Raw genomic sequence first — 26,438 nt, forward strand, 5'->3', positions numbered from 1 at the left:
CATTCCCCGTTCTAATCTATCAACGGCATTCAATTTGAGTCAGTTACGATTCAATTAACAGCTCAGATGAAATTAACACGCCATTCCAATCGGCATAAATATAGTCACCAGGCTGAATCAGTTGATTATGTATAGAGAGTGTCACATTCACTTGGCCGACACCGCGTTTCTCTGTTTTGAATGGCGATGCACCTAACGCCTGAACGCCAAGGTCCATTTGCGACATCATGCCTACATCACGCACCGCACCGTTTACAATCACGCCTTCCCAACCGTTTTCTATCGCGAGAATAGCGAGTTGATCGCCAAGCAGCGCCTTCTGGCATGAGCCATTTCCGTCAACGACAAGCACTTTGCCACAGCCGTCGGTCTCTAAAACCTCGCGAACCTTGGAATTATCGTGATAACAACGAACTGTTACAATTTTTCCAAAGAACGCACCACGTTGGCCGAAGTTCTGCAATGGCATGTTCAGTAGGGTGACTTCGCTTTCAAACTCATCACACAAGTCGGGTGTTATATCGTGCATATATCCTCCGTGAGTAAGGCGTTACCGGTTATGTCAGGCTAGCCTCTATGCTTTTATATGTTATTAAAATTAATCCTTTGTTTTCATTGTTCTATGCTCAATTTATTACTCAATAAAGGTTGATTGAGCATATTTATCTACTAGACTCTTAAGACAGCTTTCAGCTTCCTTGGTTCATAATCCGGTCTTTAGCAGGCAAGATGTGAGAAGCATCTCGAATAATCATTCTAGTTTTGCTGCTAAATAATCACCATAACATTGGTTAAGTTGTAGCCATACTATTAAAGTTTGTTGCGATACGGCAATTGATGTAAATCAACAAAGTGAATGGAATTAACATTCTCGCGTTGTTAGCATGCTGTTAACATTATAGAATCCACTGCAATCACTAACAGAATGATTGAAAGGCGTACTGGATCTACGTTATTGGGCAATACTTCAAGGAAGGCAGATAGCTGGAAGTAAGTGTTTTTTTGAAAACTTTAAGTTATCATCAAAAATACATTACCTGTATGTTATGTTTTTGCCTAGAATTTATTCTATTAGCACAGTTTCGTCACAAATTTAGGTACCGCCAAATGCAAACCCCGCAGATTCTTATCGTTGAAGATGAGCAAGTAACTCGTAACACTCTAAAGAGTATTTTTGAAGCAGAGGGATATGCTGTTTTTGAGGCTAGCGACGGTGAAGAGATGCACCAAGTGCTATCTGACAACCAAGTTAACCTTGTAATTATGGACATCAACCTTCCAGGTAAGAATGGCCTACTACTTGCGCGTGAACTACGTGAGCAAGCAAACGTAGCGCTTATGTTCTTAACTGGTCGTGATAATGAAGTTGATAAGATCCTTGGCCTAGAGATCGGCGCTGATGACTACATCACTAAGCCTTTCAACCCTCGTGAACTGACTATCCGTGCACGCAACCTTCTGAACCGTTCAATGAGCACAAGCTCTGTTCAAGAAGAGAAGCGTAGCGTTGAGAAGTATGAGTTCAACGGTTGGGTACTAGATATCAACAGTCGTTCTCTGGTTAGCCCAGATGGCGAAGGCTACAAGCTACCTCGTTCAGAGTTCCGTGCTCTACTTCACTTCTGTGAGAACCCAGGTAAGATCCAAACACGTGCTGACCTTCTTAAGAAGATGACTGGCCGTGAGCTTAAGCCACACGATCGTACTGTAGACGTAACAATCCGTCGTATTCGTAAGCACTTTGAATCTGTTTCTGGTACGCCAGAAATCATCGCAACGATTCACGGTGAAGGCTACCGCTTTTGTGGTGACCTAGAAGACTAATTCGATTCGCGCCTCTTACCATTTAGCACTACTCACCAGTAAGTGTTTTGAACACTAGAAGCGTCATCAATAGTTATTAAAAAGGGAGAATGCCAACGCATTCTCCCTTTTTTATTGTTCTTAATTGGATAAGATTTTAGTAAACCGTATCCACCTTAACGTCTTTCTCTACTAACCACTTCACGGTTTCGCCATCTTTAAGTTCCACCGCCACATCAACAGGCTTGTCACTGTCGATTTCTAGCTGCCATACAAACGCGACTTCCCATTGAGTTTCACTGTGTGTTCTTAAATCAAGATCGTCAGCCGTTACCAACAAGGTGTCTGCACCCTGTTTAACCGTAACACTTTCAACCGCAAGCGTTGCTGGCAGTTGTGAGTCTGACTCTAGGTAGATAGCACCATGTAGAGTCTTATCTTGAGTCTCGCCAATCGTTGGCATCTTGTTGTGCCAAAGGTTGCTTTTCATGGTAACTGTTGCTGCAGATACTTCGACTTGATTATCTTGCTGCCATTCTACTTGTGGCGCAGAACAACCCGCTAATGCCACTACACATGCGGCGAATGCTAATTTTTTCATTATTCTTCTACCTTTGATTTAACCAACTCTTTAAAACTTCAATGTCATTCTGGTATTCGTTATTTATCTCATCAACCCAATCTGAAATGTTCTCCCACCACGCAGGCAAATCTGGAGATTGAGCTTTCTGGGCAACTTGTTGGATGCGTTTCAGACCAATAGAACCTGCAGCACCTTTAATCTTATGAGCCTCAGAAACGATACTGGCTTTATCTTTCGCGACCATGTTGGAGTTCAATATTTCCATATACTCCGGCATCATATCTTCGAACATCGCGATGCTATCCAAAACCGGTTTCGGTCCAACAATATCAACATAAGACTCTAGCATATCAATATCAAGCAAAGTGGTATCAATTTCTGAAAGAACAGGCTTACTCGCGTCGACTTTATCAATGCTCTCAACCTTATCGGTGCCCGCTACCTTCTCAATTACCTCTGGTGCATCTTCGATAAGTTCACTGATGACATCTTGGATAGCTCGAACCGACAAAGGTTTACTGATCGCTTCGTCCATGCCTTTCTGGAAGTACTCTTGCTTGTTGTTTAATACGTTCGCAGTTAACGCCACCAAAGGCGGTAGCTGGCTGTATTTCTCGCGGTAGTATTGAGCAATATCGAAACCCGTCATATCTGGCAGTTGGATATCCAACAACACCAAATCATAGTCTTCAGGATTGAAAGCAATTTGCGCCTCTTTACCCGTCATCACGACTGTCACTTCATGGCCAAGGCTTTCAAGTAGAGAGCGAGCCACTGTGATATTGAGTTCAATGTCTTCGACCATAAAGATCTTAAGATTCGACTGTTTTCTTGGCGTTTTGATCAGAGCCTGAGTATCGTGATTCACTGGAACTCGAATCGAAACCGTAAAGGTACTGCCAAAGCCCTCTTCACTGATGACTTCAATGTGGCCATCCATCATATTAATTAGCTGTTGAGAGACAGCGAGACCAATACCCGTGCCGACAGCGTGCAAGTTGTCCGTGCCCGATTTCACCTGATAGTACATCGCGAAGATCTTCTCGATTTCACTTTCAGGGATACCAATACCAGTATCTTCCACTTCCATCGTAATGTTGGCAAAGTCACCATCAATGTCGGCGCTGACTGTCATCACCACTCCACCATCTTTGGTGAACTTCATCGCGTTACTAACAAGGTTCCACAGTACCTGTCTAAGACGAGTACCATCCACCTCAACAGCAGCTGGAAGATCAGACAATCTTTCTAGATCGAACCTTAACCCTTTCTGCTCAGCCATCAACGCAGAGATACTTTCGATCTCGACAACGAAATCTTCAAAGTTAATAGGCGTAGGGAAGAGTTCAAGCTTACGGCGGTCGAACTTATCCATATCAATAATATCGTTGAAGATATTACCCAGTGTCACCGCGCTCACCTTGATGGTTTGCATCTGCTTGCGCTGTTCGGTGGTCAGTTGGCTATCAAGCAGCATGCGGCTCAAGCCAATGATGCCGTTGAGCGGCGTTCTTAACTCGTGGCTAATAGTTGAGATAAAGGTGGTCTTATCGCGGCTGGCTTTTTCTAACGACTCTTGATGCTCTTTACGTTCAGTAATATCGCGGCCAAAACCAACCAAGCCCAAGTGACGACCATCTTTGCTGTAGAAAGGCACTTTACGCAGTTCGAAGTAACTCTTGCGGCCATCTGGGTATTCAAGCCATTGGTCATAAGTCAGTGCTTGGTTGTCAGCAAATACTTTCTTATCGGTTTCAACAACTTGCTGAGCGACCTCTTTACTGTAAACATCCCAAGGAGTTAAACCAACTAGCTCTTTTTCTGTTTTACCAGTGAGCTCTTCAACCGCACGGTTACAACCAGAGAACACACCATCTTCATTACGGTAGTAAATAAGGTCAGGCGAGGCATCGATAAACGAGCGTAACAGTGCAGTACGTTCTGCGAGTTCAAGCTGAGTACGCTCGCGCTGGAACACCTCGTTTTCGAGATCTTGCATTGCTTCTGCGCGCGCTTCTTCCGCTTTTTCACGCTCTTCAATTTCTTGATTAAGCTTCTCGATATTGAGCTGCATTTTATTGTTGAGTTCTTGGTCTCGCTCACGCATGTCGCCAAGTTTAGAGACCAATTTCGCTAACCTTTGACGTGATTCTTCCAACTGGTCCACGACCACTGACAGAAAATAAACCGCCCAAGGCGTGATCACTAAACCGAAGAAAACTGAACGGACAATGTCGATGTCATCAACATTGCCTTTGAGTGCAAGGGTGATACCGACTTGCACAACAACAGCGAGGGCAACAAGCGCTAGGGCGAGTAAGATAGAAAAGCGGACAATCCCCAGTTTTACGAGTAGATCCACGTAATACTGGGCAAGATTTTTCATGGGTTTCATTTAGCGCTCCATGCGATAAGACTAGCAACATTCTACCCTGTTTGAAGATGGGAGGTAAGCTAGCTACATCACACGCAGCAAGTGTTCAGCGGTAATTTCGAAGGTTAATTAACCAATACAAATACTAACTAAGCAAAAATAGCCGGGGATAATCAAATTGCCAATTTTATAGCGTTAGCGAATTGAGTATGGATGCACCATTGAACGGTTGCGACCGTCTGATTTCGCTTGATACAACGCACTATCAGCCAAGGCAACAGCCGATTCCATTTCATCATCAGGTGTAGGAATGTAAGAGATAATACCAATACTCACCGTGATGAATTCAGAGACTGTCGACTTCTCATGCGCAAGTTCCAATTTTAGGACTTCATCATGAATACGCTGCGCCACCAGCTGAGCACCTTCGGTCGTTGTATTTGGCAGAATAAAGCCGAACTCTTCACCACCATAACGAGCCACACAATCAGATGAACGATTCAACACCTGCTTAAATGCCTGAGAAACCTGAATCAAAGCATCATCGCCTTGTTGGTGTCCGTAAAAGTCGTTGTAGCCTTTAAAGAAGTCGATATCACATAGCATGATCGTCAGTGGCAGCTTCTCACGCACATGATAATGCCACAGTGTAGAGAGCTGTTCATCGAAACGACGTCGGTTAGACACTTTAGTCAGGCTATCCATAAAGCTGAGGCGTTCAAGTTCAAGGTTGGCTTCTTCAAGCTTTTGTTCTGCTAGATAACGCTCTGTAATATCACGCGCCATGATCAACACACCATTAGTGCTCGATGCTGGATCTCTAAACGGTGATTTGACTACATCATACCAAGTAAATGTTCCATCACTTGAGACCACTTTGTCGATATAACGCAGTGATTTACTTTGATGAAGCACTTGATGATCGGTTTCTGATATTCGCGTATAGATGCTATGTGGCACCACATCTTGTAAACGTTTACCGATCAAGTCACTGACTTCAGAGATACCCAGCGCAGCCACAAATGGTTTATTACACGCTTGATAAACCATGTTTTCATTAAAGATACCAATCGAGTCTGGGCTGGCCTCCAGGAGGTTTTGCAAGATGGTGTCACGCTGCGCAAGTGCCACTTCGGTATCTTTTCGCTTCTCCATCTCGCCACGCAGTTTCTGCTGCATGTCATGCCAATCGGTCACATCATGACTAATAGAGAGCGTGCCGATGGTTTCTCCATCTTGGGAAAGCAGCACACTTTGGTAGGTTTCAAGCAAGCAGCTTTTTCCATCTTGATCTGTAGTCCAAGAGCGTTCACTTACACGACCTTTTAATACTCCACCAGAAACACTCAGGGTGCCCTCTTCAGCACGACCATGCCAAAACTTTTTAAACGAGCGATTACTCGTCACTAACTGACCTTTCTGATCTTTCACGTAGATCAGCTCAGACAAAGAATCCAAAGCGGTACGAGCAACATTCAGTTCTCGAACTTCTTGGGACAGTTCTTCGTTAGTGTTTTTATAAGGTGAGGCGTGAATCATCCAAGCCTGCTTATTTCTAAAATGGATCTTACGACCGATCAAGTTGATCTTGAACGACTCAAATTCAGAAAGCGCCCACAGGGAGACCTGCTCGAAGGCTCGAGAGTTGATGTGGTTGGTTAAGTAGTGACGAAAGCTGTTCTCGCTTTCCACAGTAGGAAAGCGAAAATTAACACCGATTTGGCGGATACCAAGCAACTGCATGGCTTGGCGATTGGCATAGAGTATTTCGCCACTTCGAACATCAACAAAGTAGAGTGGCGACGGGGTAGCAAGTAGAAGCGTTTCGATATGCGACTGATAACGAGAATAGAGATGCCAGCAGATGAGAGCAATCAGCAATACAACAACGATATAAATACCGTAGCCATACGCCCTGTCCCACAACCAAGTCATTACCAGTTCCATTTATTCTCAATCTATACCATAAAATCTGTTAGGGAAATGTTACCACTATTTATTGGTTTTATCTGCTGTTACCTACAGTCACCCATTTCTATTAATTGGCCGCGTTTAAAACAGGCAACGTGTACTCGAATGCAGAGCCCGTTTTGATGCCTTGAGCACCGGTTTTATCCAACGAACGACCTATTTCAGTCATCGCTAACCAGCGGTTCTCACACCATAAAGGAGAAAGTAAGGTTGGGCGTCTCGCCGCTGAAGAAACACGGTGATAAACCACGTCCGCAGGCGTGCGTTGAATGATCTCACTCGCGATATCGATGTACTCTTCAAGGCTTGGGGCTTCTAGCTTTCCTGCCTTCCACGCCTTAGCCATGGTACTGCCCTCTACTATATGAAGGCCGTGCAGCTTAATACCATCGGTGCCAACGGCTAATACCTTGTCTAAGGTTTCAAGGTTATCCGCTTTGGTTTCTTTTGGTAGACCAACAATCAGGTGAGTACACACCTTGATACCTAAAGCGCGTGCGCGTTGGGTGATCGTTTCATACACCGCAAAATCGTGGCCGCGGTTAATTCGCTTGAGGGTTTTATCATTGGCGGTTTGCAGGCCAAGCTCGAGCCAAATCTCATAGCCTTGTTTAACGTAGCCCGCTAACAGATCCAACACCGCATCAGGCACACAGTCTGGTCGCGTACCAACACAAAGGCCGACGATCTCTGCACCGGGTGCTTTTAGCGCCTCTTCATACATATTCTTGAGCACTTGCACCTCAGCATAAGTGCTGGTGTACGCCTGAAAGTAAGCCAGGTACTTCTTGGCACGAGCAATCTCACCCGCACGATCTTTTAGCTGGTCAGCAATACTTTGAATTTGAGTTTGTTCATCGGCAAAGGAAGCCACGTTACAAAACGTGCAACCTCCACGGCCAATTGTCCCGTCTCGGTTTGGGCAGCTGAAACCACCATGAAGCGTCAGCTTGTGAACCTTCTCGCCATAACGGCGTTGAAGGTCTTGGCCGATAGTATTGACCAACTCGTGTAATTGCATATTTTCAAAGCACTCAAGTAAATAAGAATGAATATCAGTCTTTTTTGAAAAAAAATTACATCCCTGCAAAATTCGACCAATTAGTTTACTCAAGGCTTTTTGCGAGCAACCTAACAAATATCAATAAACATGCAAAAAATCGGCTCTATTTGCCTAATGTTGCACATTTGTTAGGCATTAAATTCAAAATAAAACGAAAAAAATGGTCTACATGGGTCAACTTTCATTGCAATTCGCCTAGACAAAATTGTAGGATACTTACACATATTGGCTATTTTTGAGTATTTACTTACAACGAAAACTTGCTAATAAGTCGGTGATATCTAACTCCCACCTATATAAACCACTAGTTTGTGGTTAAAAATAAACAGGTATCACTAAGGATTGTTTTTCTCGCAATACTTTTCCTGCGAGATACGGAAAGGATTCAAACCGCCAGCATAGGCAGGTTTAGACCCATAAATATAAAAGGACAAGGCTGACTTTATACAAATAAGTTGCGCCTAGATTTAACTGGAAGGATGTATCTATGGTAGATCAAGAGCAGAACTCACAGGGTCTGTATACTCCTGAATTGGAGCATGACGCTTGTGGTATCGGTTTTGTTGCGCATCTAAAGAATCGCAAATCTCATGATGTAGTAACTCAAGCACTCGATATGCTTGCACGTATGGAACACCGTGGTGGCCAAGGCTGCGATCCGTGTTCTGGTGATGGTGCAGGTATCCTGCTACAGAAGCCGCACGAATTCTTACTAGAAGAAGCCGTAAAGCTTGGAATTAAGCTGCCATCTTTTGAAAAATATGGTGTTGGTGTTGTACTTTTCCCTAAAGATGAACACAAACGTGCACAGTGTCGTGACATTCTAGAACGCAATGCACAACGCCTTGAGTTAGAAGTTATCGGTTACCGTGAACTTCCAACGGACAATTCAATGATTGGTGCTGACCCACTAAGCACTGAACCTCAATTTGAACACGTATTTATTTCTGGCGGCCCTGGTATCACACCAGAAGAGCTTGAGCGTAAACTGTATGTTCTACGTAACTACACGGTTCGTGTATGCCTAGAAAGCGTTTCAAATATCGGTGATGACTTCTACATCAACTCTATGTCTTACAAGACATTGGTGTACAAAGGTCAGCTAACAACTGAACAAGTTCCTCAGTACTTCCTAGATCTGCAAAACCCAACCATGGTGACAGCTCTAGCACTAGTACACTCTCGCTTCTCTACCAATACATTCCCACGTTGGCGTCTAGCTCAGCCTTTCCGTTACATCGCGCACAATGGCGAAATCAATACGGTTCGCGGCAACCTGAACTGGATGAAAGCACGTGAAGCAATCCTAGAATCGGATCTGTTTACACAAGCTGAAATCGACATGCTGCTTCCTATCTGTCAGGAAGGTAGTTCGGATTCATCAAACTTCGATATGGCACTGGAACTACTTGTTCTTTCAGGTCGTACTCTGCCACACGCGTTGATGATGATGATCCCGGAAGCATGGCAAGAAAACAAAAACATGGATCCAACTCGTCGTGCGTTCTACCAGTACCACGCGAACGTAATGGAACCATGGGATGGCCCAGCATCAGTATGTTTCACCGATGGTGTTCAAGTAGGTGCAACACTTGACCGTAACGGTCTGCGTCCTTCTCGCTACACAGTAACTAAAGACGACTTCCTAGTAATGGCGTCTGAGTCTGGTGTTGTTGAGATTGCACCTGAAAACGTTGAGTACCGTGGTCGTCTACAACCAGGTCGTATCTTCGTTGCTGACCTTGAGCAAGGCCGCATCATTTCTGATGAAGAAGTGAAAGACAGCATTGCTAAAGCACAACCTTACGAAAAGTGGGTTGAAGAGAACCTTCTGAGCCTGAAAAAGCTACCGGATGCGAGCAACGAATTTAGCCAACCTTCTCCAGAGAAACTACTACACAAACAACAATCGTTTGGCGTGAGTTCTGAAGAAGTAAACGAAATCATTCTACCTCTTGCGAAAACAGGCTACGAGCCACTTTCTGCAATGGGTGCTGACTGGCCGCTAGCGATTCTTTCTCACCAATCGCAGCACCTTTCAAACTACTTCAAACAGTTGTTTGCACAAGTAACTAACCCGCCGATCGACCCGATTCGTGAGCGCATGGTTATGTCTCTGAACACTTACCTAGGTAAAGACCAGAACTTACTTGCTGAAACACCTGAGCACTGTCAAAAAGTAGAACTTGAGTCTCCAGTACTGTCTAACTCTGAGTTAGAAAAACTGCGTGCAATCGATAACGAGCACCTTCAGGCGAAGACGCTGGATATCGTATTCCAAGCAAATGGCGACCAAGGTAAGTTAGAGCGCGCACTTAAGCGTATCTGCCAATACGCAGAAGACGCAGTGATTGATGGCTACTCTATCATCCTACTGACAGACCGTGCGGTTAACTCTAACCATGCCGCTATTCCAGCAATGCTGGCGGTTGGCGCGGTTCACCACCACCTAATCCGTAAAGGTCTACGTGCTAAGTGTGACATCGTTGTTGAAACGGGCGACGCTCGTGAGACACACCACTTTGCAACGCTTATCGGTTATGGTGCAAACGCAGTTAACCCATACCTAGTTATTGAAACGATTGTTGAACTGCAACGTACTAAAAAGCTAGATCCAAACGTACACCCACGTGAGTTATTCGATAACTACCGTAAAGGTGTTAACGGCGGTCTACTTAAGATCTTCTCTAAGATGGGGATCTCTACGCTGCAGTCTTACCACGGTGCACAAATCTTTGAAGCACTTGGTGTTAGCAAATCAGTGGTTGAAAAATACTTCACAGGTACTGTTTCTCGTATCCAAGGTCTAACGATCGACGATATCGCGCGAGAAGTATTGGTTCGTCACCGTGTTGGTTACCCAGCTCGTGAAATTCCAGCTCAGATCCTTGATGTTGGTGGTGTTTACCAGTGGAAACAACGTGGTGAGAAACACTTATTCAACCCAGAAACGATTTCTCTACTTCAAGAATCGACGCGTAACAAAGATTACGGTCAGTTCAAGAAGTACGCAAAAGCAGTTGATGACCAAGGCGACAACGCAGCAACGCTACGTAGCCAACTGGACTTCATCAAGAACCCTGCAGGCTCTATTCCTCTAGCAGAAGTAGAACCAATCGAGAACATTCTTAAGCGTTTCGCAACCGGCGCAATGAGCTTTGGTTCAATCTCGCATGAGGCTCACTCAACACTGGCTGTTGCGATGAACCGCATTGGCGCGAAATCAAACTCAGGTGAAGGTGGTGAAGATCCAGCACGTTTCGAACGTAAAGAAAACGGCGACTGGGAACGTTCAGCAATCAAACAGGTGGCTTCTGGTCGCTTTGGTGTAACGTCTTACTACCTATCTAACGCTGATGAGCTACAAATCAAGATGGCTCAAGGTGCAAAACCTGGTGAAGGTGGTCAACTACCTGGTGATAAGGTTGATGACTGGATCGGCGCGACGCGTCACTCGACTCCAGGCGTAGGTCTAATCTCACCACCGCCACACCACGATATCTACTCAATCGAAGATTTGGCTCAGCTAATCTACGATCTGAAGAACGCGAACCGTAACGGCCGTGTCAACGTGAAGCTAGTATCAGAAGCTGGCGTAGGTACGATTGCATCAGGTGTAGCAAAAGCGAAAGCTGACGTAGTACTTATCGCAGGTTTCGATGGTGGTACGGGTGCATCTCCGATGTCTTCTATCCGTCACACAGGTCTGCCTTGGGAACTAGGTCTAGCAGAAACGCACCAAACACTACTGAAAAACGGCCTACGTAACCGTATCGTTGTTCAGTCTGATGGTCAGATGAAAACACCACGTGACCTTGCAGTAGCAACGTTACTTGGCGCGGAAGAATGGGGCGTAGCAACAGCAGCATTGGTTGTTGAAGGCTGTATCATGATGCGTAAGTGTCACAAGAATACCTGTCCTGTTGGTATCGCAACACAAAACAAAACTCTGCGTGAGCGTTTCGACGGCCGCGTAGAAGACGTAGTCACTTTCTTCCAATACATGGCTGAAGGTCTGCGTGAGGTAATGGCTGAACTTGGCTTCCGCTCTATCGATGAGATGGTAGGTCAATCGCACAAACTTAAAGTTCGTGACGACATCGGCCACTGGAAGTACAAGAACCTAGATCTAACACCTGTACTGCACATTGAGCAGGCACGTGAAGAAGATGGTATCTACAACCAGACGCAACAAAACCACAACCTAGAAGACGTTCTAGACCGCAAGTTGATTCAAGCTGCGATTCCAGCTCTTGAGAAAGGCGAAGCCGTGAATGCGAGCTTCCCTATCATCAACACGGACCGCTCTGCTGGTACCATGCTGTCGAACGAAATCTCGAAGGTTTACAAAGACCAAGGTTTACCACAACCAATGAACGTTAAGTTCCACGGTAGTGCTGGCCAATCTTTCGGTGCGTTCCTTGCGAAAGGCGTTAAGTTCGAAGTAGAAGGCGACGCGAACGATTACTGGGGTAAAGGTCTGTCTGGCGGTACTTTGGTACTGTACCCAGATGCGAAATCTTCTATCGTTGCTGAAGATAACATCGTGGTTGGTAACGTATGTTTCTACGGTGCGACCTCAGGTGAATCTTTCATTCGCGGTATGGCAGGCGAACGTTTCTGTGTTCGTAACTCAGGTGCGAAGGTTGTTGTTGAGGGCGTTGGTGACCACGGTTGTGAATACATGACTGGTGGTGTTGCCATTATCCTTGGTTCAACAGGTCGTAACTTTGCTGCGGGCATGAGTGGCGGTGTTGCTTATGTTTGGGACAAAGCGGGTGACTTCGAAACCAAGCTCAACCCTGAACTTGTAGACCTAGATCCAATTGAACAAGAAGATAAAGATCTTCTACTGGATATGCTAACTAAGCATGTTGAATTCACAGGAAGTGAAGTTGCTCAATCTTTCCTAGACAACTTTGAAGCAAGTGTTGCATCGCTAGTTAAAGTAATGCCACGCGACTACAAAGCTGTTCTTGAAAAGCGTAAAGCTGAAGCACAACAGGCACAAACGGAAGAAGTGGAGGCAGTATAATGGGTAAGCCTACTGGATTTTTAGAACACGGTCGTGAGCTTCCAAAGAAGCTCGACCCGTCAGTTCGAATTGAAGACAACAAAGAGTTCGTACTTAACGAAGAGTTTGGTGAAAAGATCAATACTCAAGCCTCTCGCTGTATGGACTGTGGCGTACCTTTCTGTCACAACGGCTGTCCGATTGGTAACATCATCCCAGAATTCAATGATGCGGTTTACCGTGACAGCTGGGAAGAGGCTTGGAATATCCTAAGCTCTACCAACAACTTCCCTGAGTTTACCGGTCGTGTTTGTCCTGCTCCTTGTGAAAGTGCCTGTGTTCTTGGTATCAACCAAGACCCAATCACTATCTGTAATATCGAGAAAACGATTGTTGAAACTGCGTACCGTGAAGGGTACGCAAAACCTAAAACACCACGCTCTCGCACAGGTAAAACTGTCGCAGTTATCGGTTCAGGTCCTGCTGGCTTAGCCGCAGCGGAGCAGCTAAACAGCGCTGGTCACTCGGTAACGGTATTTGAACGTGACGAGAAAGTCGGTGGTCTACTTCGCTTCGGTATCCCAGATTTCAAACTGGGTATGGACGTGATTGATCGTAAGATCAACCTAATGGCTGAAGCGGGCGTTGAGTTTAAAGTTAACCAACACATCGGTGTTGATGTTAACGCTCAGCAGCTACGCCAAGAGTTTGATGTGGTATTGCTAACGGGTGGTTCTACGGTTCCACGCGACTTGCCAATCCCTGGTCGTGAGTTGAAAGGCGTTCACTTTGCCATGGAATTCCTTGGTCAAAACAACCGCCGTGCTAACAACCTAGATCTTAAAACAGAAGAGATTCACGCTAAAGATAAGCACGTTGTGGTTATCGGTGGTGGTGATACTGGCTCTGACTGTGTGGGTACATCAAACCGTCATAAGGCAGCGAGCATTACTCAGGTTGAGATCATGCCGATCCCACCAGAGAAGCGCCCTGCAAACATGCCTTGGCCTCAATACCCAATGATCATGAAAACCACCACTTCTCACGAAGAAGGTTGTGAACGTCACTGGAACATCTTAACCAAAGAGTTCATCGGTAACGAGCAAGGTCAAGTGACGGGTCTACGTATTGCTGACATCGTTTGGCAAGATGCGAAACCAGGTGAGCGTCCAGGCTTTGATGAAGTCGCGAACTCTGAACGTGTTATTCCTTGTGACATGGCATTCCTAGCAATGGGCTTCTTACACCCGGAGCCAACCGGCGTGCTTGCTCAACTAGACATTAAACTGGACGAGCGCGGTAACGTCGCTTCTGAAGGTTTTGCAACGAACCAGAAAGGCGTTTTCGCTGCTGGTGATATGCGTACTGGTCAATCTCTAGTTGTACGTTGTATTAATGAAGGTCGTGAATGTGCGATTGCGATTGATGACTTCTTAATGGGTAACTCAAACTTAGAAGCGAAAGCTGATTCACTCATGCTTTCCGCATAATATTTCTCGGGCTAACGTCAATGACGTTAGCCTAGAGGAAAAGCAACACCCTTCCTAACTTTTATATTTGGCTAGCACTCGATGCTAGCCTTTTTTCTATCTGGCCTTTGGCGCTTTCAAAATTACCCTGTTGTATATGTTAAATCTCGTTAACATTTACCTTCTATATCTCATTGATATCCATCGACTATTTTAGATTATTAAGTGGCTAATCGCGTTTATGCATGATAATTAACCATGAACTTGACCTTAAACACAATTAGCTATACGTTGTAAAGCTGATGAAAACAAAATCAATCGGTTTTGTTAACACAACCAATAACGTTTTAACTGGCTAAAGCAAACTATCAGTTTATAAAAAACAACAAGTACATGAATAGTTAGTCATTTACTGTCTGGATGACAGAGAAGCAAAAGGGAGAATTGCAATGGCTCTATATGATCCTAGTCTTGAAAAAGACAACTGTGGATTTGGTTTAATAGCGCAAATGGAAGGCCAACCTAGTCATAAGTTGGTAAGAACTGCTATTTCAGCCCTAGATCGCATGACACACCGTGGTGGTATCGCCGCGGATGGTAAAACCGGAGATGGCTGTGGCTTATTACTACAGAAGCCAGACTCTTACCTCAGAATTATCGCAGAAGAGAATAACTTCAACCTCGGCAAGCAATACGCTGTCGGCATGATTTTCTTCAGCCAAGACCCAATCAAAGCGCAATCTGCGCAAGACATCGTCAATAAAGAGCTCGCTCAAGAGACACTCACCGTCGCAGGTTGGCGTGTCGTGCCGACTAACACCGACGTTTTGGGGCCAATCGCAAAAGATTCTGTTCCAAACATTCAACAAGTCTTTATCTCAGCACCTGCAGGCTGGCGTGAGCGTGACATCGAACGCCGCCTATATATTGCTCGTCGCAGAATTGAAAAGCAGATCACCGAAGACAAAGATTTCTATATTTGTAGCCTTTCGACACAAGTCATGGTTTACAAAGGCTTGTGTATGCCGGCCGATCTTCCGCGATTTTACCTCGATCTTGCTGACTTACGTATGGAATCGGCGATATGTCTGTTCCACCAGCGTTTCTCAACCAATACTCAACCACGTTGGCCACTGGCTCAACCATTCCGCTATTTAGCACACAATGGTGAGATCAATACCATTGAAGGTAACCGTCAGTGGGCTAAGGCTCGTGCCTATAAATTCTCTTCGCCGTTGCTGCCAGACTTACAAACCGCCGCACCCTTTGTGAATGAGACAGGCTCAGATTCATCAAGCCTAGATAACATGCTCGACCTGTTCCTTGCCGGTGGTATGGATGTGTTCCGAGCGATGCGCATGCTTGTGCCGCCCGCTTGGCAAAACCACCCAGATATGGACCCAGATCTACGTGCATTCTACGACTTCAACTCAAAGCACATGGAACCGTGGGATGGTCCTGCTGGTATCGTACTTTCAGATGGTCGTTACGCTGCGTGTAACCTAGATAGAAACGGCCTGCGGCCTGCGCGTTATGTGATTACCAAAGACAATCTAATCACGCTCGCATCAGAAGTCGGTATCTGGAACTATGCACCGGATGAAGTCGCAGAGAAAGGCCGTGTTGGCCCGGGCGAACTGTTGGTAATAGATACTCGCCGCGGCAAGCTATGGCAATCTAATGAGATCGACAATGACCTCAAAGGCCGCCACCCATATAAAGAGTGGATGGAAAAGAACGTTCACAAGTTAACGCCATTTTCTGCGCTGCAAGATGACCAAGTGGGTAAGCGTAGCTTTGACGATGATACGCTCAAGACCTACCAAAAACAGTTTGCGATGAGCAACGAAGAGTCAGACCAAGTGCTGCGTGTGCTTGGTGATATGGGGCAAGAAGCAGTAGGCTCAATGGGCGACGACACGCCAATGGCTGTGCTCTCTTCAAAAGAACGCTTGGTCACTGATTACTTCCGTCAAAAGTTTGCACAAGTCACCAACCCACCGATTGATCCATTGCGTGAAAAACACGTGATGTCTTTGGCGACCAGTATTGGGAAAGAGATGAACGTGTTCTGTGAAACAGACGGTCACGCCTATCGTGTCACGTTTGATTCACCAGTACTGCTTTACTCAGACATGCAGCAGCTTCTGCAGTTGAGTCAAAAACATTATCGTCATGTCATTCTCAGCATGCACTACGACCCGAATAACCAAGATCTAGAACAAGCAATCAAAGCAGTATGTGATAGCGCCGAACAAGAAGTCAGCGAAGGTGCGGTTTTAGTTGTGCTGTCGGACAAAGGTTTAGAGAAAGGAAAACTACCGATCCCTGCAGCCATGTTGGTTGGTGCGGTGCAAACAAGGCTTGCTGATACCAACCTGCGTTGTGATGCCAACATCGTTGTTGAGACAGCAACAGCTCGTGACCCACACCAGTTCGCAGTGCTACTTGGCTTCGGTGCGACTGCGGTTTACCCGTACCTTGCTTATGAAGCATTAGGTAAAATGTTGGATGATGGCTCTTTAGATAAAGACTATCGCACCGCGATGCAGAACTACCAAAACGGCATCAACAAAGGTCTGTATAAGATCATGTCGAAGATGGGTATTTCTACGATTGCTTCATATCGCTGTTCGCAACTTTTCGAAGCCGTTGGTCTACATTCCGACGTTGTTGAGCTCTGTTTCCGCGGAGTTACCACTCGAATCCAAGGCGCAAGCTTTAGCGATTTCCAGCAAGATATCTATAACTTATCTCGTAAAGCCTGGACTAAGCGTAAGCCAATCGAGCACGGTGGTTTACTCAAATACGTACACGGCGGCGAATATCACGCCTATAACCCTGATGTGGTTGGCACTCTGCAAACTGCAGTAAAAACAGGTGAGACATCGGATTATCTCTCTTTTGCTAAGCAAGTAAATGCTCGTCCAGCTGCGATGTTACGCGACTTAATGAGCCTCAAAAAAGCCGATCAGCCTCTACCACTAGAGCAAGTCGAGCCTAACAGCGATCTGTTTAAACGCTTCGACTCTGCGGCAATGTCGATCGGTGCTTTGAGCCCAGAAGCGCATGAAGCATTAGCAATGGCGATGAACCGCTTGGGTGGTTACTCAAACTCTGGTGAAGGTGGTGAAGACCCTCGACGCTTTGGTACTGACCGTAACTCTCGTATCAAGCAGATAGCTTCCGGTCGTTTTGGTGTGACGCCACATTACTTAACCAATGCGGATGTTTTGCAGATCAAGGTCGCGCAAGGTGCGAAGCCTGGAGAAGGTGGTCAACTGCCCGGCCATAAAGTTACCGCAGAAATCGCTAAGCTGAGATATTCAGTTCAAGGGGTGACACTGATCTCCCCTCCTCCACATCACGATATTTATTCTATCGAGGATCTAGCGCAGCTGATTTTCGACCTTAAACAAGTGAACCCTAAAGCCTTGGTTTCAGTAAAGTTAGTATCGGAACCGGGTGTAGGCACGATTGCAACTGGTGTAGCGAAAGCCTATGCCGATCTGATCACCATTTCTGGCTACGATGGCGGTACCGCGGCAAGCCCTCTAACCTCGGTAAAATACGCAGGTTGCCCTTGGGAGCTTGGCTTAGCAGAAACTCAACAAGCACTGGTTGCTAACGGGCTTCGTCATAAGATCCGCCTGCAAGTCGATGGTGGTTTAAAAACTGGCCTTGATGTGATTAAAGGTGCGATTCTCGGTGCAGAAAGCTTTGGTTTTGGTACCGCGCCAATGGTCGCAATGGGTTGTAAGTTCTTACGAATTTGTCACCTAAACAACTGTGCGACGGGTGTTGCGACTCAAGATGAAACACTACGCCGCGAATACTTCAAAGGCCTGCCAGACATGGTGGTGAACTACTTTACAGGCCTAGCCGATGAAGTTCGCCAATACCTTGCAGAACTCGGCGTAGAAAAACTCACGGACCTGATTGGTCGCACGGATTTACTTGAAGCCGTTCAAGGCCTCACCGCGAAACAGAGCAAGCTCGATCTCTCTTCAATACTCGAAGCTCCGGTATCTCCAGAAGGTCACCCACTGTTTTGGACCGAGCCAAACGCACCATTTGATAAAGCTCAGCTCAACCAGCAGATTCTGGATGATGCACTCGATGCAATTGAGAAGCGCCAATCCACCAGCCTCTACTACAACGTGATCAACACAGACCGCTCGATTGGCGCTCGTATCTCTGGTGAAATTGCTAAGCGATACGGCAACCAAGGGATGGCAGGTTCACCAATCAAGTTATATCTCGACGGTACCGCAGGTCAGTCTTTTGCGGTTTGGAACGCAGGCGGCGTTGAGCTTTACCTAACAGGCGATGCCAATGACTATGTTGGCAAAGGCATGGCTGGCGGCAAAGTGGTTATCAAGCCTCACCAAGGCACCGCATTTACTTGTAACGAAGCGACCATCATAGGCAACACCTGTCTGTATGGCGCAACTGGAGGCAAGCTGTTTGCAGCTGGTACGGCTGGCGAACGATTTGGCGTACGTAACTCAGGTACGGTTGCTGTGATTGAAGGCGCTGGTGACAACGCCTGTGAATACATGACCGGCGGTATTGTTGCCATTCTTGGCGCAACTGGCGTCAACTTCGGCGCCGGTATGACAGGTGGTTTTGCTTATGTCATGGATAAGAACGAAGACTTCCAAGGTCGAGTAAATAACGAGTCGGTCGAGGCACTTTCTCTGTCTGACTTATTTATCCACCAAGAACATCTGCGTGGCTTAATTGCAGAGCACTTAGAAGAGACTGGCTCAGTACACGCTGAAGCTATTCTGGCGAACTTTGATGAATGGATTCCAAAGTTCTACCTAGTGAAGCCAAAGACGGCGGATCTGAACACCTTGCTCGGCCACCAAAGCCGCAGCTCAGCTGAACTTCGTGTTCAAGCGCAATAATTGGAAGGAGCCAATAATGAGCCAGAATGTATACCAATTTATTGATGTGAATCGCGTAGACCCAGCGAAGAAACCAATCAAGATACGTAAGATTGAGTTTGTAGAGATCTACGAACCTTTCACTAAACAGCAAGCGAAAGCGCAAGCAGACCGTTGTTTAGACTGTGGTAACCCATACTGTGAATGGAAATGTCCTGTTCACAACTACATCCCTCAGTGGCTTAAGCTTGCCAATGAAGGGCGCATTATCGAAGCCGCTGAACTGTCTCACCAAACCAACAGCCTGCCTGAGGTTTGCGGTCGAGTTTGCCCTCAAGACCGCTTGTGTGAGGGCTCTTGTACCCTCAATGACGATTTCGGTGCCGTAACCATTGGCAATATTGAAAAGTACATTACCGACAAAGCCTTTGAGATGGGTTGGAAGCCTGACATGTCTCACGTTGAGTGGACTGATAAAAAGGTCGCGATCATCGGTGCGGGGCCAGCAGGTCTAGCGGCGGCTGACATCCTAGTTCGTAATGGCGTAAAAGCCGTTGTGTTTGACCGCTATCCGGAGATCGGTGGCCTACTGACGTTTGGTATTCCATCGTTCAAGCTTGAGAAAGGCATCATGGAAAATCGTCGCCGTATCTTTAGCGAGATGGGCGTCGAGTTCCAAATGAATACCGAAGTCGGCAAAGATGTACAACTTCAGCAACTCGTCGATGACTACGACGCTGTTTTCCTTGGTGTCGGCACCTATAAAAACATGCGTGCGGGTTTAGACAACGAAGATGCACCGGGCGTTTATGATGCTCTGCCATTCTTGATTTCTAATACCTACAAGGTCATGGAACTGGAAAACCCAACCCCATTTATCGATATGCAAGGTAAGAAAGTCGTCGTGCTTGGTGGTGGTGATACGGCGATGGACTGCGTTCGAACCTCTATTCGTCAGAATGCGGCAGATGTGGTGTGTGCTTACCGCCGAGATGAAGCCAACATGCCAGGTTCTCGCCGTGAGGTAAAAAATGCACGTGAAGAGGGGGTGAAGTTCAAGTTCAACCTACAACCTATCGGCTTAGAGCTTAACAGCGCTGGTCATGTGGTTGGTGTGAAATTCGTGAAAACCGCTTTGGGTGAGCCTGATGAAGCAGGCCGTCGTCGTCCAGAACCTGTCGAAGGCAGTGAGCATGTTCTTGAGGCTGATGCCGTAATTATGGCATTTGGTTTCCAACCTCATACGATGGAATGGCTAGAACCTTTCGGTGTGGAGCTCGATCAGTGGGGTCGCATCAAGGCTCCTAACAAACAAGAGTTTCAATACCAAACCACCAACAGCAAGATATTTGCAGGTGGCGATGCGGTTCGAGGATCTGACTTAGTGGTGACCGCTATCGATGAAGGCCGTAAAGCCGCAGAAGGGATCTTGGACTACCTAGAAGTGTGACTAATCTAAAGTATCCTTTATTACTCAGGCCGTTACTATAAAAAAGGGATCCAATGATGGATCCTTTTTTGAATTAGATACGTTTATCACAAGCATATCGAAAAATACGTAAAACAATCGCAAACAAGCCAATACCTATAACTACAATTAAAACAACGCCATAGGAAACACTATGAAAAAAGCCGCTCTCCTCTCTCTATCTCTTTTGACTTTAACCGCTTGCAGCCAAGGAATCACGGACATGAAAGACAGAACTTCATCACCTTGTGGAGACAAACCAAACTGCGTATCAACTCAAGATGACCGTGAGCAGCACGCATTGGCCGCGTTTGAGTTGTCAGATTCAGCGAACTTGGATGCGATTGAGCAGGTTGCACTAACCTTACCGGGATCGAAAACCGCGAGTAAAACAGAAGATTATCTGCGTGTTGAATGTACCTCTCGCATCATGCGTTTTGTCGATGACTTAGAGCTTAAGATCACGGATGGCAAACTGATCGTGCGTTCAGAGTCTCGTACTGGCCATTCTGATTTTGGCGTAAACCGAAAACGAGCTGAACAACTTCGTGCTAGCTTGAAAAGCGAAGACCTAATCAAATAGATAAAAGAATACGCAGATAAATCACTACTATTCGGATGAGAAGTGCCTCTGGGCAGTCGCTCGACACTTCTTATCCATGCTACAATTTCGCTCTACTGTTTAAATATTATTTATTAAGAGACTACACATGAAAATCGGCATCATTGGCGCAATGGAGCAAGAAGTTGCGATCCTAAAAGCAGCAATTTCAGACATTACTGAAGTTAATAAAGGCGGTTGTACCTTTTTCTCTGGTCAGCTAAATGGTGTTGACGTTGTTTTGCTTCAATCTGGCATTGGTAAAGTAGCAGCGGCTGTTGGTACTTCAATCCTACTAAGCGAATACCAACCAGATGTCGTTCTTAACACGGGCTCTGCTGGCGGTTTTGATTCAACACTGAACCTTGGCGATGTGGTTATCTCTACTGAAGTTCGTCACCACGATGCAGACGTTACGGCTTTCGGTTACGAAATCGGCCAAATGGCAGGTCAACCTGCAGCGTTCAAAGCTGACGACAAGCTGATGGCTGTTGCAGAACAAGCACTAGCACAAATGGAAGATAAGCACGCCGTTCGTGGCCTTATCTGTACTGGTGACGCATTTGTTTGTACAGCAGAACGCCAAGAGTTCATCCGTAAGCACTTCCCATCAGTGGTAGCTGTAGAGATGGAAGCATCGGCTATCGCTCAAGCTTGTCACCAATTCCAAGTACCATTCGTGGTTGTTCGTGCAATCTCTGATGTTGCAGACAAAGAATCACCAATGAGCTTCGAAGAGTTCCTGCCACTAGCAGCGCAAAGCTCTTCTGAAATGGTTATCAAGATGGTTGCCCTACTAAAGTAAGCGACTAGACATGCAAACACTGTTTGATCAGGTATTTGCAAATGGCGTGCTCCTTGTGATGTGGGGAGCACTGCTTTTTCATTTAATTTTACCTATCCCCCATGCCGCACACCCCACGACCTTATGGCATAAGTTTGCTGAGCTTTTAGCAAGCAAGGTTAATAACAACCACAACTATTCCCAAAGCTTAATCTCAGGTACATTAGCTTGGGGGTTAATGGTACTGCCAACTCTGGTTATTCTCTTGGCACTGCAATCGTTGGTTTGGCAATCTCAACTGTTTGAATTGGCACTGTTATTACTCGCGATTGATTGGCGCAATAATGAAAAGCTGGCTAACCAACTGATCAAAGCACTTGGCCGAGAAGATAAAGCGGCCGCTCGTCAGTTACTGGCTCCGATTGTCAATCGTCAAACCGAATCACTTTCGTCACTTGGCCTCGGCAAAGCCGCCACAGAAACCATCATCATGGGTTACGCTCGTAACGTAGTTTGTGTGTTTTTCTGGTACGCCATTGGTGGTGGAATCGCTGCGTTAATGTATCGCCTTGTGGTCGAGTTAGCTCGAGCTTGGTCGCCAAGTCGCAAGCAATTTTCTCCGTTCGGCTCAACGGCGATCAAGATAGTCGCGATTCTCGAATTTATACCGATGCGTTTGTTTGCTTTGATGATCGTATGTGGTGATAAAGCAACGCACACATTTAAGATGATGTTAGTCCAAAGTCGCTCTTGGCCACTACCCGGCCCAGCCTGGTTGATCACGGCTGTTGGCAACAAGCTTGAACTATCATTGGGTGGCCCTGCGATTTACGACAACACTAAAGCCATTCGCGCAAAATTAGGCGGAAGAATCGCACCGTCAGCTCTGCATCTATCTCAGGTTCAGAAACTACTCTTTGGTCGCATCGCTATCTGGATATTTTTACAAAGCCTAGCCTTACTATTTATTCACCAAGGGATTTAGAGTGGAATCTTCAGCACTTGTTACAAGCCTTACTATTTTGTCTTCCAGCTTATGGCTGCCTTTATCATTTGCAGAAGAAGTACCACTGACTCAAGAACAAGTACAGCCGGCTCAACGCGTGGTCAGCCTTGCTCCTCATGCCACTGAACTCGCGTACAGCGCAGGTTTAGGTAACAACCTTGTCGCCGTAAGTGAACGAAGTGATTACCCACCACAAGCCGATAAGCTTGAAAAAGTGGCAAACTATCAAGGTATCAAGGTTGAGAAGATCATCGCACTTCAGCCTGATTTGATTCTTGCGTGGCCAGCGGGAAACCCGCCCAGAGAGCTCGCGAAACTAGAGCAATTTGGTTTTAATATTTACTACTCCAAGACCAAAAGCCTAGACAGTATCGCAACCAATATTGAACAACTGAGCCAATACGCTAGCGATCCAAGTATTGGCGAAAATAACGCTCAGCAATACAGAGAGCAGCTCAACGCCTTGAGACTAAAATACAAAGATGCCGAGTCAGTAAACTACTTCTACCAACTCAGTGAAAAGCCGATCATCACTGTTGCTCAAGGACACTGGCCAAGTGAGGTGTTTGAGTTTTGTGGTGGACACAATATTTTTGAAGACAGCGCCTCGCCATATCCGCAAGTTGGTATTGAACAAGTTGTATTAAGAAAACCGCAAGTGATCTTCACTTCTCAGCACGCGATTGAGAATGGAACCATGTGGCAAACATGGGAAGATGAAATCCCAGCAGTCGCTCAAAATCAGATTTGGTCCCTCAATTCAGACTGGATTAATCGCCCGACAACAAGAACTTTGAAAGCGATCCAACAAGTATGCGATTTCTTCGATAGAGCTAGGCAAAATCACTAACTATTTGCTGCGTTTTTTCGTACAATTCGCCACCGACCTGTCCCTACAATTTTAACTATAAGAGCACCAGTATCATGGACTCCATGCTGCTTTATATTATCGATTTATTTGGCACTGCCATCTTTGCTGTCTCAGGCGTATTTGTCGCAGGCCGTCTTAAGATGGATCCCTTTGGCGTAGCCGTTCTAGGCAGTGTTACCGCAATTGGTGGCGGCACAATTCGTGACATGGCATTGGGTGCAACTCCCGTGTTTTGGATCACCGATACCACCTACCTTTGGGTCATCATCATCACCTGTTTGTTGACCATGATTATTGTAAGACGCCCGAAACGTCTGGCTTGGTGGATATTGCCGGTATGTGATGCGATTGGCCTAGCGGTGTTTGTTGGCATTGGTGTAGAAAAAGCACTTATCTATCAAGATTCAGCACTAGTGGCGATCATCATGGGTGTCATCACCGGCTGCGGTGGCGGTATTATCCGCGACGTACTTGCCCGTGAAGTGCCTATGATTCTAAGAAGTGAAGTCTACGCGACCGCTTGTATCATTGGTGGCGCTTTCCATACCGTGGCGATCAGCATGGGGCACGACTCAGAAACTGCATTTCTGGCCGGCGTGTTCTCAACACTATTGATCAGGCTTGGCGCTATTCGTTGGCATTTATCATTGCCGACCTTCGCCATCAAATAAGCTAACGTTACAAAGTGAAAGGCTCCGTAAAGGAGCCTTTCTTAATTTGAGCTCCCCAACACAATTATTATGCTCTCGCGCTACACGTGCGAGCATAGCTAAAAATACCTAACTTGGTTCAAAGCTTTAGTTTCAAGACTAGAGAATGAATGTTGTTTGAGGTAAGTTGAAACAATCATTCCCAAATTTCATGAATATAACCCAATGCTACTCGAAGGAATCGAAACTCTACTGGTATTGAGTAAAGCAAAGACCATGAGCCGCACAGGCAGTTTGCTTTATATCAGCCAATCAGCGGTCAGCAAACGGATTGCGAATTTAGAAAAGAAGCTAGGTAAAAAGCTCATTGAACCGAGTGGCCGACAGATAAAACTCACGCCAGATGCGATAGCATTAATAGAGAGTATTGGCCCGACATTCAATGAACTTCGCGGGCTTATTTATGAACAGCAAGAGTTGGAAGATACTACTCTCATCACCCTAGACAGCTCTAAGTCTCTGATAGCCGGTTATTTAGGTGAGATGATGGGCCAGTTCATCCAGCAAGATAAGTACATCACCATTACCACCAACCACACGCCGAGAATCATAGAGCGAGTGCAATCTGGTAAGGCGACCTTGGGGTTGTGTGCTGGCTTACTGCCACCGCATCATGGGTTAATGACCTTCCATCTATTTGATGAGCCGTTTTACATAGTGAGTAAGTCACCGCTAACGGAGCTTCCTCCAATGGTCATCACTAACGACATGACCAACCCTGCCAATTCTTATCAACTTTCTGTATTAGAGAAGTTTGGTATCAAACCCTTGATGGAGATGGATGCCTACACCGCAGCGGCGCAACTTGCATTGGGCGGGACTGGGCCAGCGTTAATACCGCTCTCTATCGTAAAAACACTCAATATTGAGCCTCAATATCTGTATAGCTTCACCGAATTAGCAGGCTTGATTCGGCCGATTCATATCTGTGTCAGACCAAATAGTTACCAGTCTCCACGAGTTAAAACACTGATAGAATCCATTGTTGATGCTGTTCCCAAAGCAGTTTAGACGCCATTAGCATCGACATAACGATCACAAGGGGTCGAATCCATTTCTGCCCTTTTGTCACCACCACTTTAGCGCCAAGCTGAGCGCCCATAAAACCGCCAACCGCCATCACTAATCCTAACTCCCAAATAGGCAAGCCAGCCAAAATAAAGAAGATCAATGCGGCAATATTAGAGGTGAAATTAAGTACCTTGGTGCGCGCCGTAGCATCGACTAACGAGAAGTGACCAATCGCAACAAAGCAGACTGTGAAGATAGAACCTGTTCCTGGGCCAAAGAAACCATCATAGAAACCAACTCCACCACCTACACACAGAGCAAACATCGCCTCAGAGATCTTCTGTTTTCCTTCAGACGCTCTAGTTTGCGGTGCCAACAGGAAATAGAGAGAGATAGCGATAAGCAGCAGCGGTATCACACTGGTCAGTAGGCTCGCATCAATGTGCTGGACTAACTCAGCGCCAATTGCAGAGCCAATAAAGGTACAAAAGATAGCAAGGCGCATCTCTTTGATGCTGACGATACCGTTGCGCACGAAATACCAACTCGCGGAGAAGCTGCCAAATGAGCTTTGGAGTTTGTTGGTTGCCAGTGCCTGCGTGGGTGGAACTCCAGCCGCTAGCAATGCAGGTAGAGTCAGTAACCCACCGCCGCCAGCCATTGCATCAATAAAGCCTGCTGCCGTTGCAACAACAAACAAGATAGCCAATATTTCTAGAGTGATTTCCATATACCCAACGCCTTAAAGTCCTGTGTAACGACAAGTTACCACTCACAGCAGACGAGCAATAACGAAACACAAGATTCTAACCTATTCC

17 protein-coding genes and 1 pseudogene are annotated in these 26,438 nt (G+C 46.1%); 12 read left to right on the plus strand and 6 right to left on the minus strand.

The window, feature by feature from the left end; translation table 11 throughout:
* Positions 1-43: 43 nt before the first annotated feature.
* Positions 44-529: a putative 4-hydroxy-4-methyl-2-oxoglutarate aldolase gene (locus LMH68_RS05455; RefSeq protein ID WP_017059310.1), complete on the minus strand. Its 486-nt coding sequence runs from the start codon at positions 527-529 to the stop codon at positions 44-46.
* 47 nt (positions 530-576) lie between these two features.
* Here LMH68_RS05455 and LMH68_RS05460 point away from each other — a divergent pair.
* Positions 577-678, plus strand: a pseudogene (locus LMH68_RS05460) (ribonuclease activity regulator protein RraA); the annotation flags it as partial.
* Positions 679-1,107: 429 nt separating this feature from the next.
* Entirely contained in the window at positions 1,108-1,824 is a 717-nt protein-coding gene (gene arcA / locus LMH68_RS05465; RefSeq protein WP_004741534.1) for a two-component system response regulator ArcA, read from the plus strand.
* A 136-nt stretch (positions 1,825-1,960) separates the two neighbouring features.
* Here arcA and LMH68_RS05470 read toward each other — a convergent pair whose 3' ends face one another.
* From LMH68_RS05470 to LMH68_RS05485, 4 genes are all read right to left on the minus strand, one after another.
* Positions 1,961-2,404, minus strand: coding sequence for a hypothetical protein (locus LMH68_RS05470; RefSeq protein ID WP_017062884.1), 444 nt, complete (start codon positions 2,402-2,404; stop codon positions 1,961-1,963).
* 7 nt (positions 2,405-2,411) lie between these two features.
* A complete protein-coding gene (gene arcB / locus LMH68_RS05475) occupies positions 2,412-4,781 on the minus strand; it encodes an aerobic respiration two-component sensor histidine kinase ArcB (RefSeq protein ID WP_017062885.1) in 2,370 nt (789 codons plus the stop codon).
* A 174-nt stretch (positions 4,782-4,955) separates the two neighbouring features.
* Positions 4,956-6,707, minus strand: coding sequence for a diguanylate cyclase domain-containing protein (locus LMH68_RS05480; RefSeq protein WP_017059307.1), 1,752 nt, complete (start codon positions 6,705-6,707; stop codon positions 4,956-4,958).
* Between the two features lie 91 nt (positions 6,708-6,798).
* Entirely contained in the window at positions 6,799-7,752 is a 954-nt protein-coding gene (locus tag LMH68_RS05485) for a TIGR01212 family radical SAM protein (protein WP_017059306.1), read from the minus strand.
* A gap of 529 nt (positions 7,753-8,281) precedes the next feature.
* On the opposite strand from LMH68_RS05485, the gene gltB (LMH68_RS05490) reads away from it, so the two are divergent.
* The 10 genes from gltB (LMH68_RS05490) to LMH68_RS05535 all read left to right on the plus strand — a co-directional run bounded on the left by gltB (LMH68_RS05490) (position 8,282) and on the right by LMH68_RS05535 (position 25,620).
* On the plus strand, positions 8,282-12,829 hold the full coding sequence (gltB, locus tag LMH68_RS05490) for a glutamate synthase large subunit (protein ID WP_017059305.1): 4,548 nt from the start codon (positions 8,282-8,284) through the stop codon (positions 12,827-12,829).
* Positions 12,829-14,298 carry a glutamate synthase subunit beta gene (locus LMH68_RS05495; RefSeq protein ID WP_017066517.1) on the plus strand — a complete coding sequence of 490 codons (1,470 nt, stop codon included), beginning with the start codon at positions 12,829-12,831 and terminating at the stop codon, positions 14,296-14,298. The genes gltB (LMH68_RS05490) and LMH68_RS05495 overlap by 1 nt, the downstream gene beginning before the upstream one ends.
* 428 nt (positions 14,299-14,726) lie before the next feature.
* Positions 14,727-19,190 carry a glutamate synthase large subunit gene (gene gltB / locus LMH68_RS05500; protein ID WP_229647460.1) on the plus strand — a complete coding sequence of 1,488 codons (4,464 nt, stop codon included), beginning with the start codon at positions 14,727-14,729 and terminating at the stop codon, positions 19,188-19,190.
* A 16-nt stretch (positions 19,191-19,206) separates the two neighbouring features.
* Entirely contained in the window at positions 19,207-20,619 is a 1,413-nt protein-coding gene (locus LMH68_RS05505) for an FAD-dependent oxidoreductase (RefSeq protein ID WP_017059302.1), read from the plus strand.
* Between the two features lie 172 nt (positions 20,620-20,791).
* Complete coding sequence (locus LMH68_RS05510; protein WP_229647461.1) at positions 20,792-21,220, plus strand: DUF1499 domain-containing protein; 429 nt, start codon at positions 20,792-20,794, stop codon at positions 21,218-21,220.
* 127 nt (positions 21,221-21,347) lie between these two features.
* Complete coding sequence (gene mtnN, locus LMH68_RS05515) at positions 21,348-22,043, plus strand: 5'-methylthioadenosine/S-adenosylhomocysteine nucleosidase (RefSeq protein ID WP_012603226.1); 696 nt, start codon at positions 21,348-21,350, stop codon at positions 22,041-22,043.
* A gap of 10 nt (positions 22,044-22,053) precedes the next feature.
* The gene (locus LMH68_RS05520; protein WP_229647462.1) at positions 22,054-23,007 is read left to right on the plus strand and encodes a cobalamin biosynthesis family protein; all 954 of its coding nucleotides are present in this window, start codon (positions 22,054-22,056) and stop codon (positions 23,005-23,007) included.
* A 1-nt stretch (position 23,008) separates the two neighbouring features.
* Positions 23,009-23,878 (plus strand): vitamin B12 ABC transporter substrate-binding protein BtuF, encoded by an 870-nt coding sequence (gene btuF / locus LMH68_RS05525; protein ID WP_017062892.1) that lies wholly within the window; start codon positions 23,009-23,011, stop codon positions 23,876-23,878.
* Positions 23,879-23,952: 74 nt separating this feature from the next.
* Entirely contained in the window at positions 23,953-24,570 is a 618-nt protein-coding gene (locus tag LMH68_RS05530; RefSeq protein ID WP_017070823.1) for a TRIC cation channel family protein, read from the plus strand.
* A 204-nt stretch (positions 24,571-24,774) separates the two neighbouring features.
* Entirely contained in the window at positions 24,775-25,620 is an 846-nt protein-coding gene (locus LMH68_RS05535) for a LysR family transcriptional regulator (RefSeq protein ID WP_017059296.1), read from the plus strand.
* Here LMH68_RS05535 and LMH68_RS05540 read toward each other — a convergent pair.
* Positions 25,571-26,350 (minus strand): TSUP family transporter, encoded by a 780-nt coding sequence (locus LMH68_RS05540; protein WP_010434762.1) that lies wholly within the window; start codon positions 26,348-26,350, stop codon positions 25,571-25,573. The two genes, LMH68_RS05535 and LMH68_RS05540, sit on opposite strands and share 50 nt — an antisense overlap.
* Positions 26,351-26,438 lie beyond the last annotated feature (88 nt).

This window comes from Vibrio sp. F13, assembly GCF_020806305.2.
In the GTDB taxonomy this organism is placed as follows: Bacteria; Pseudomonadota; Gammaproteobacteria; order Enterobacterales; family Vibrionaceae; genus Vibrio; species Vibrio crassostreae_C.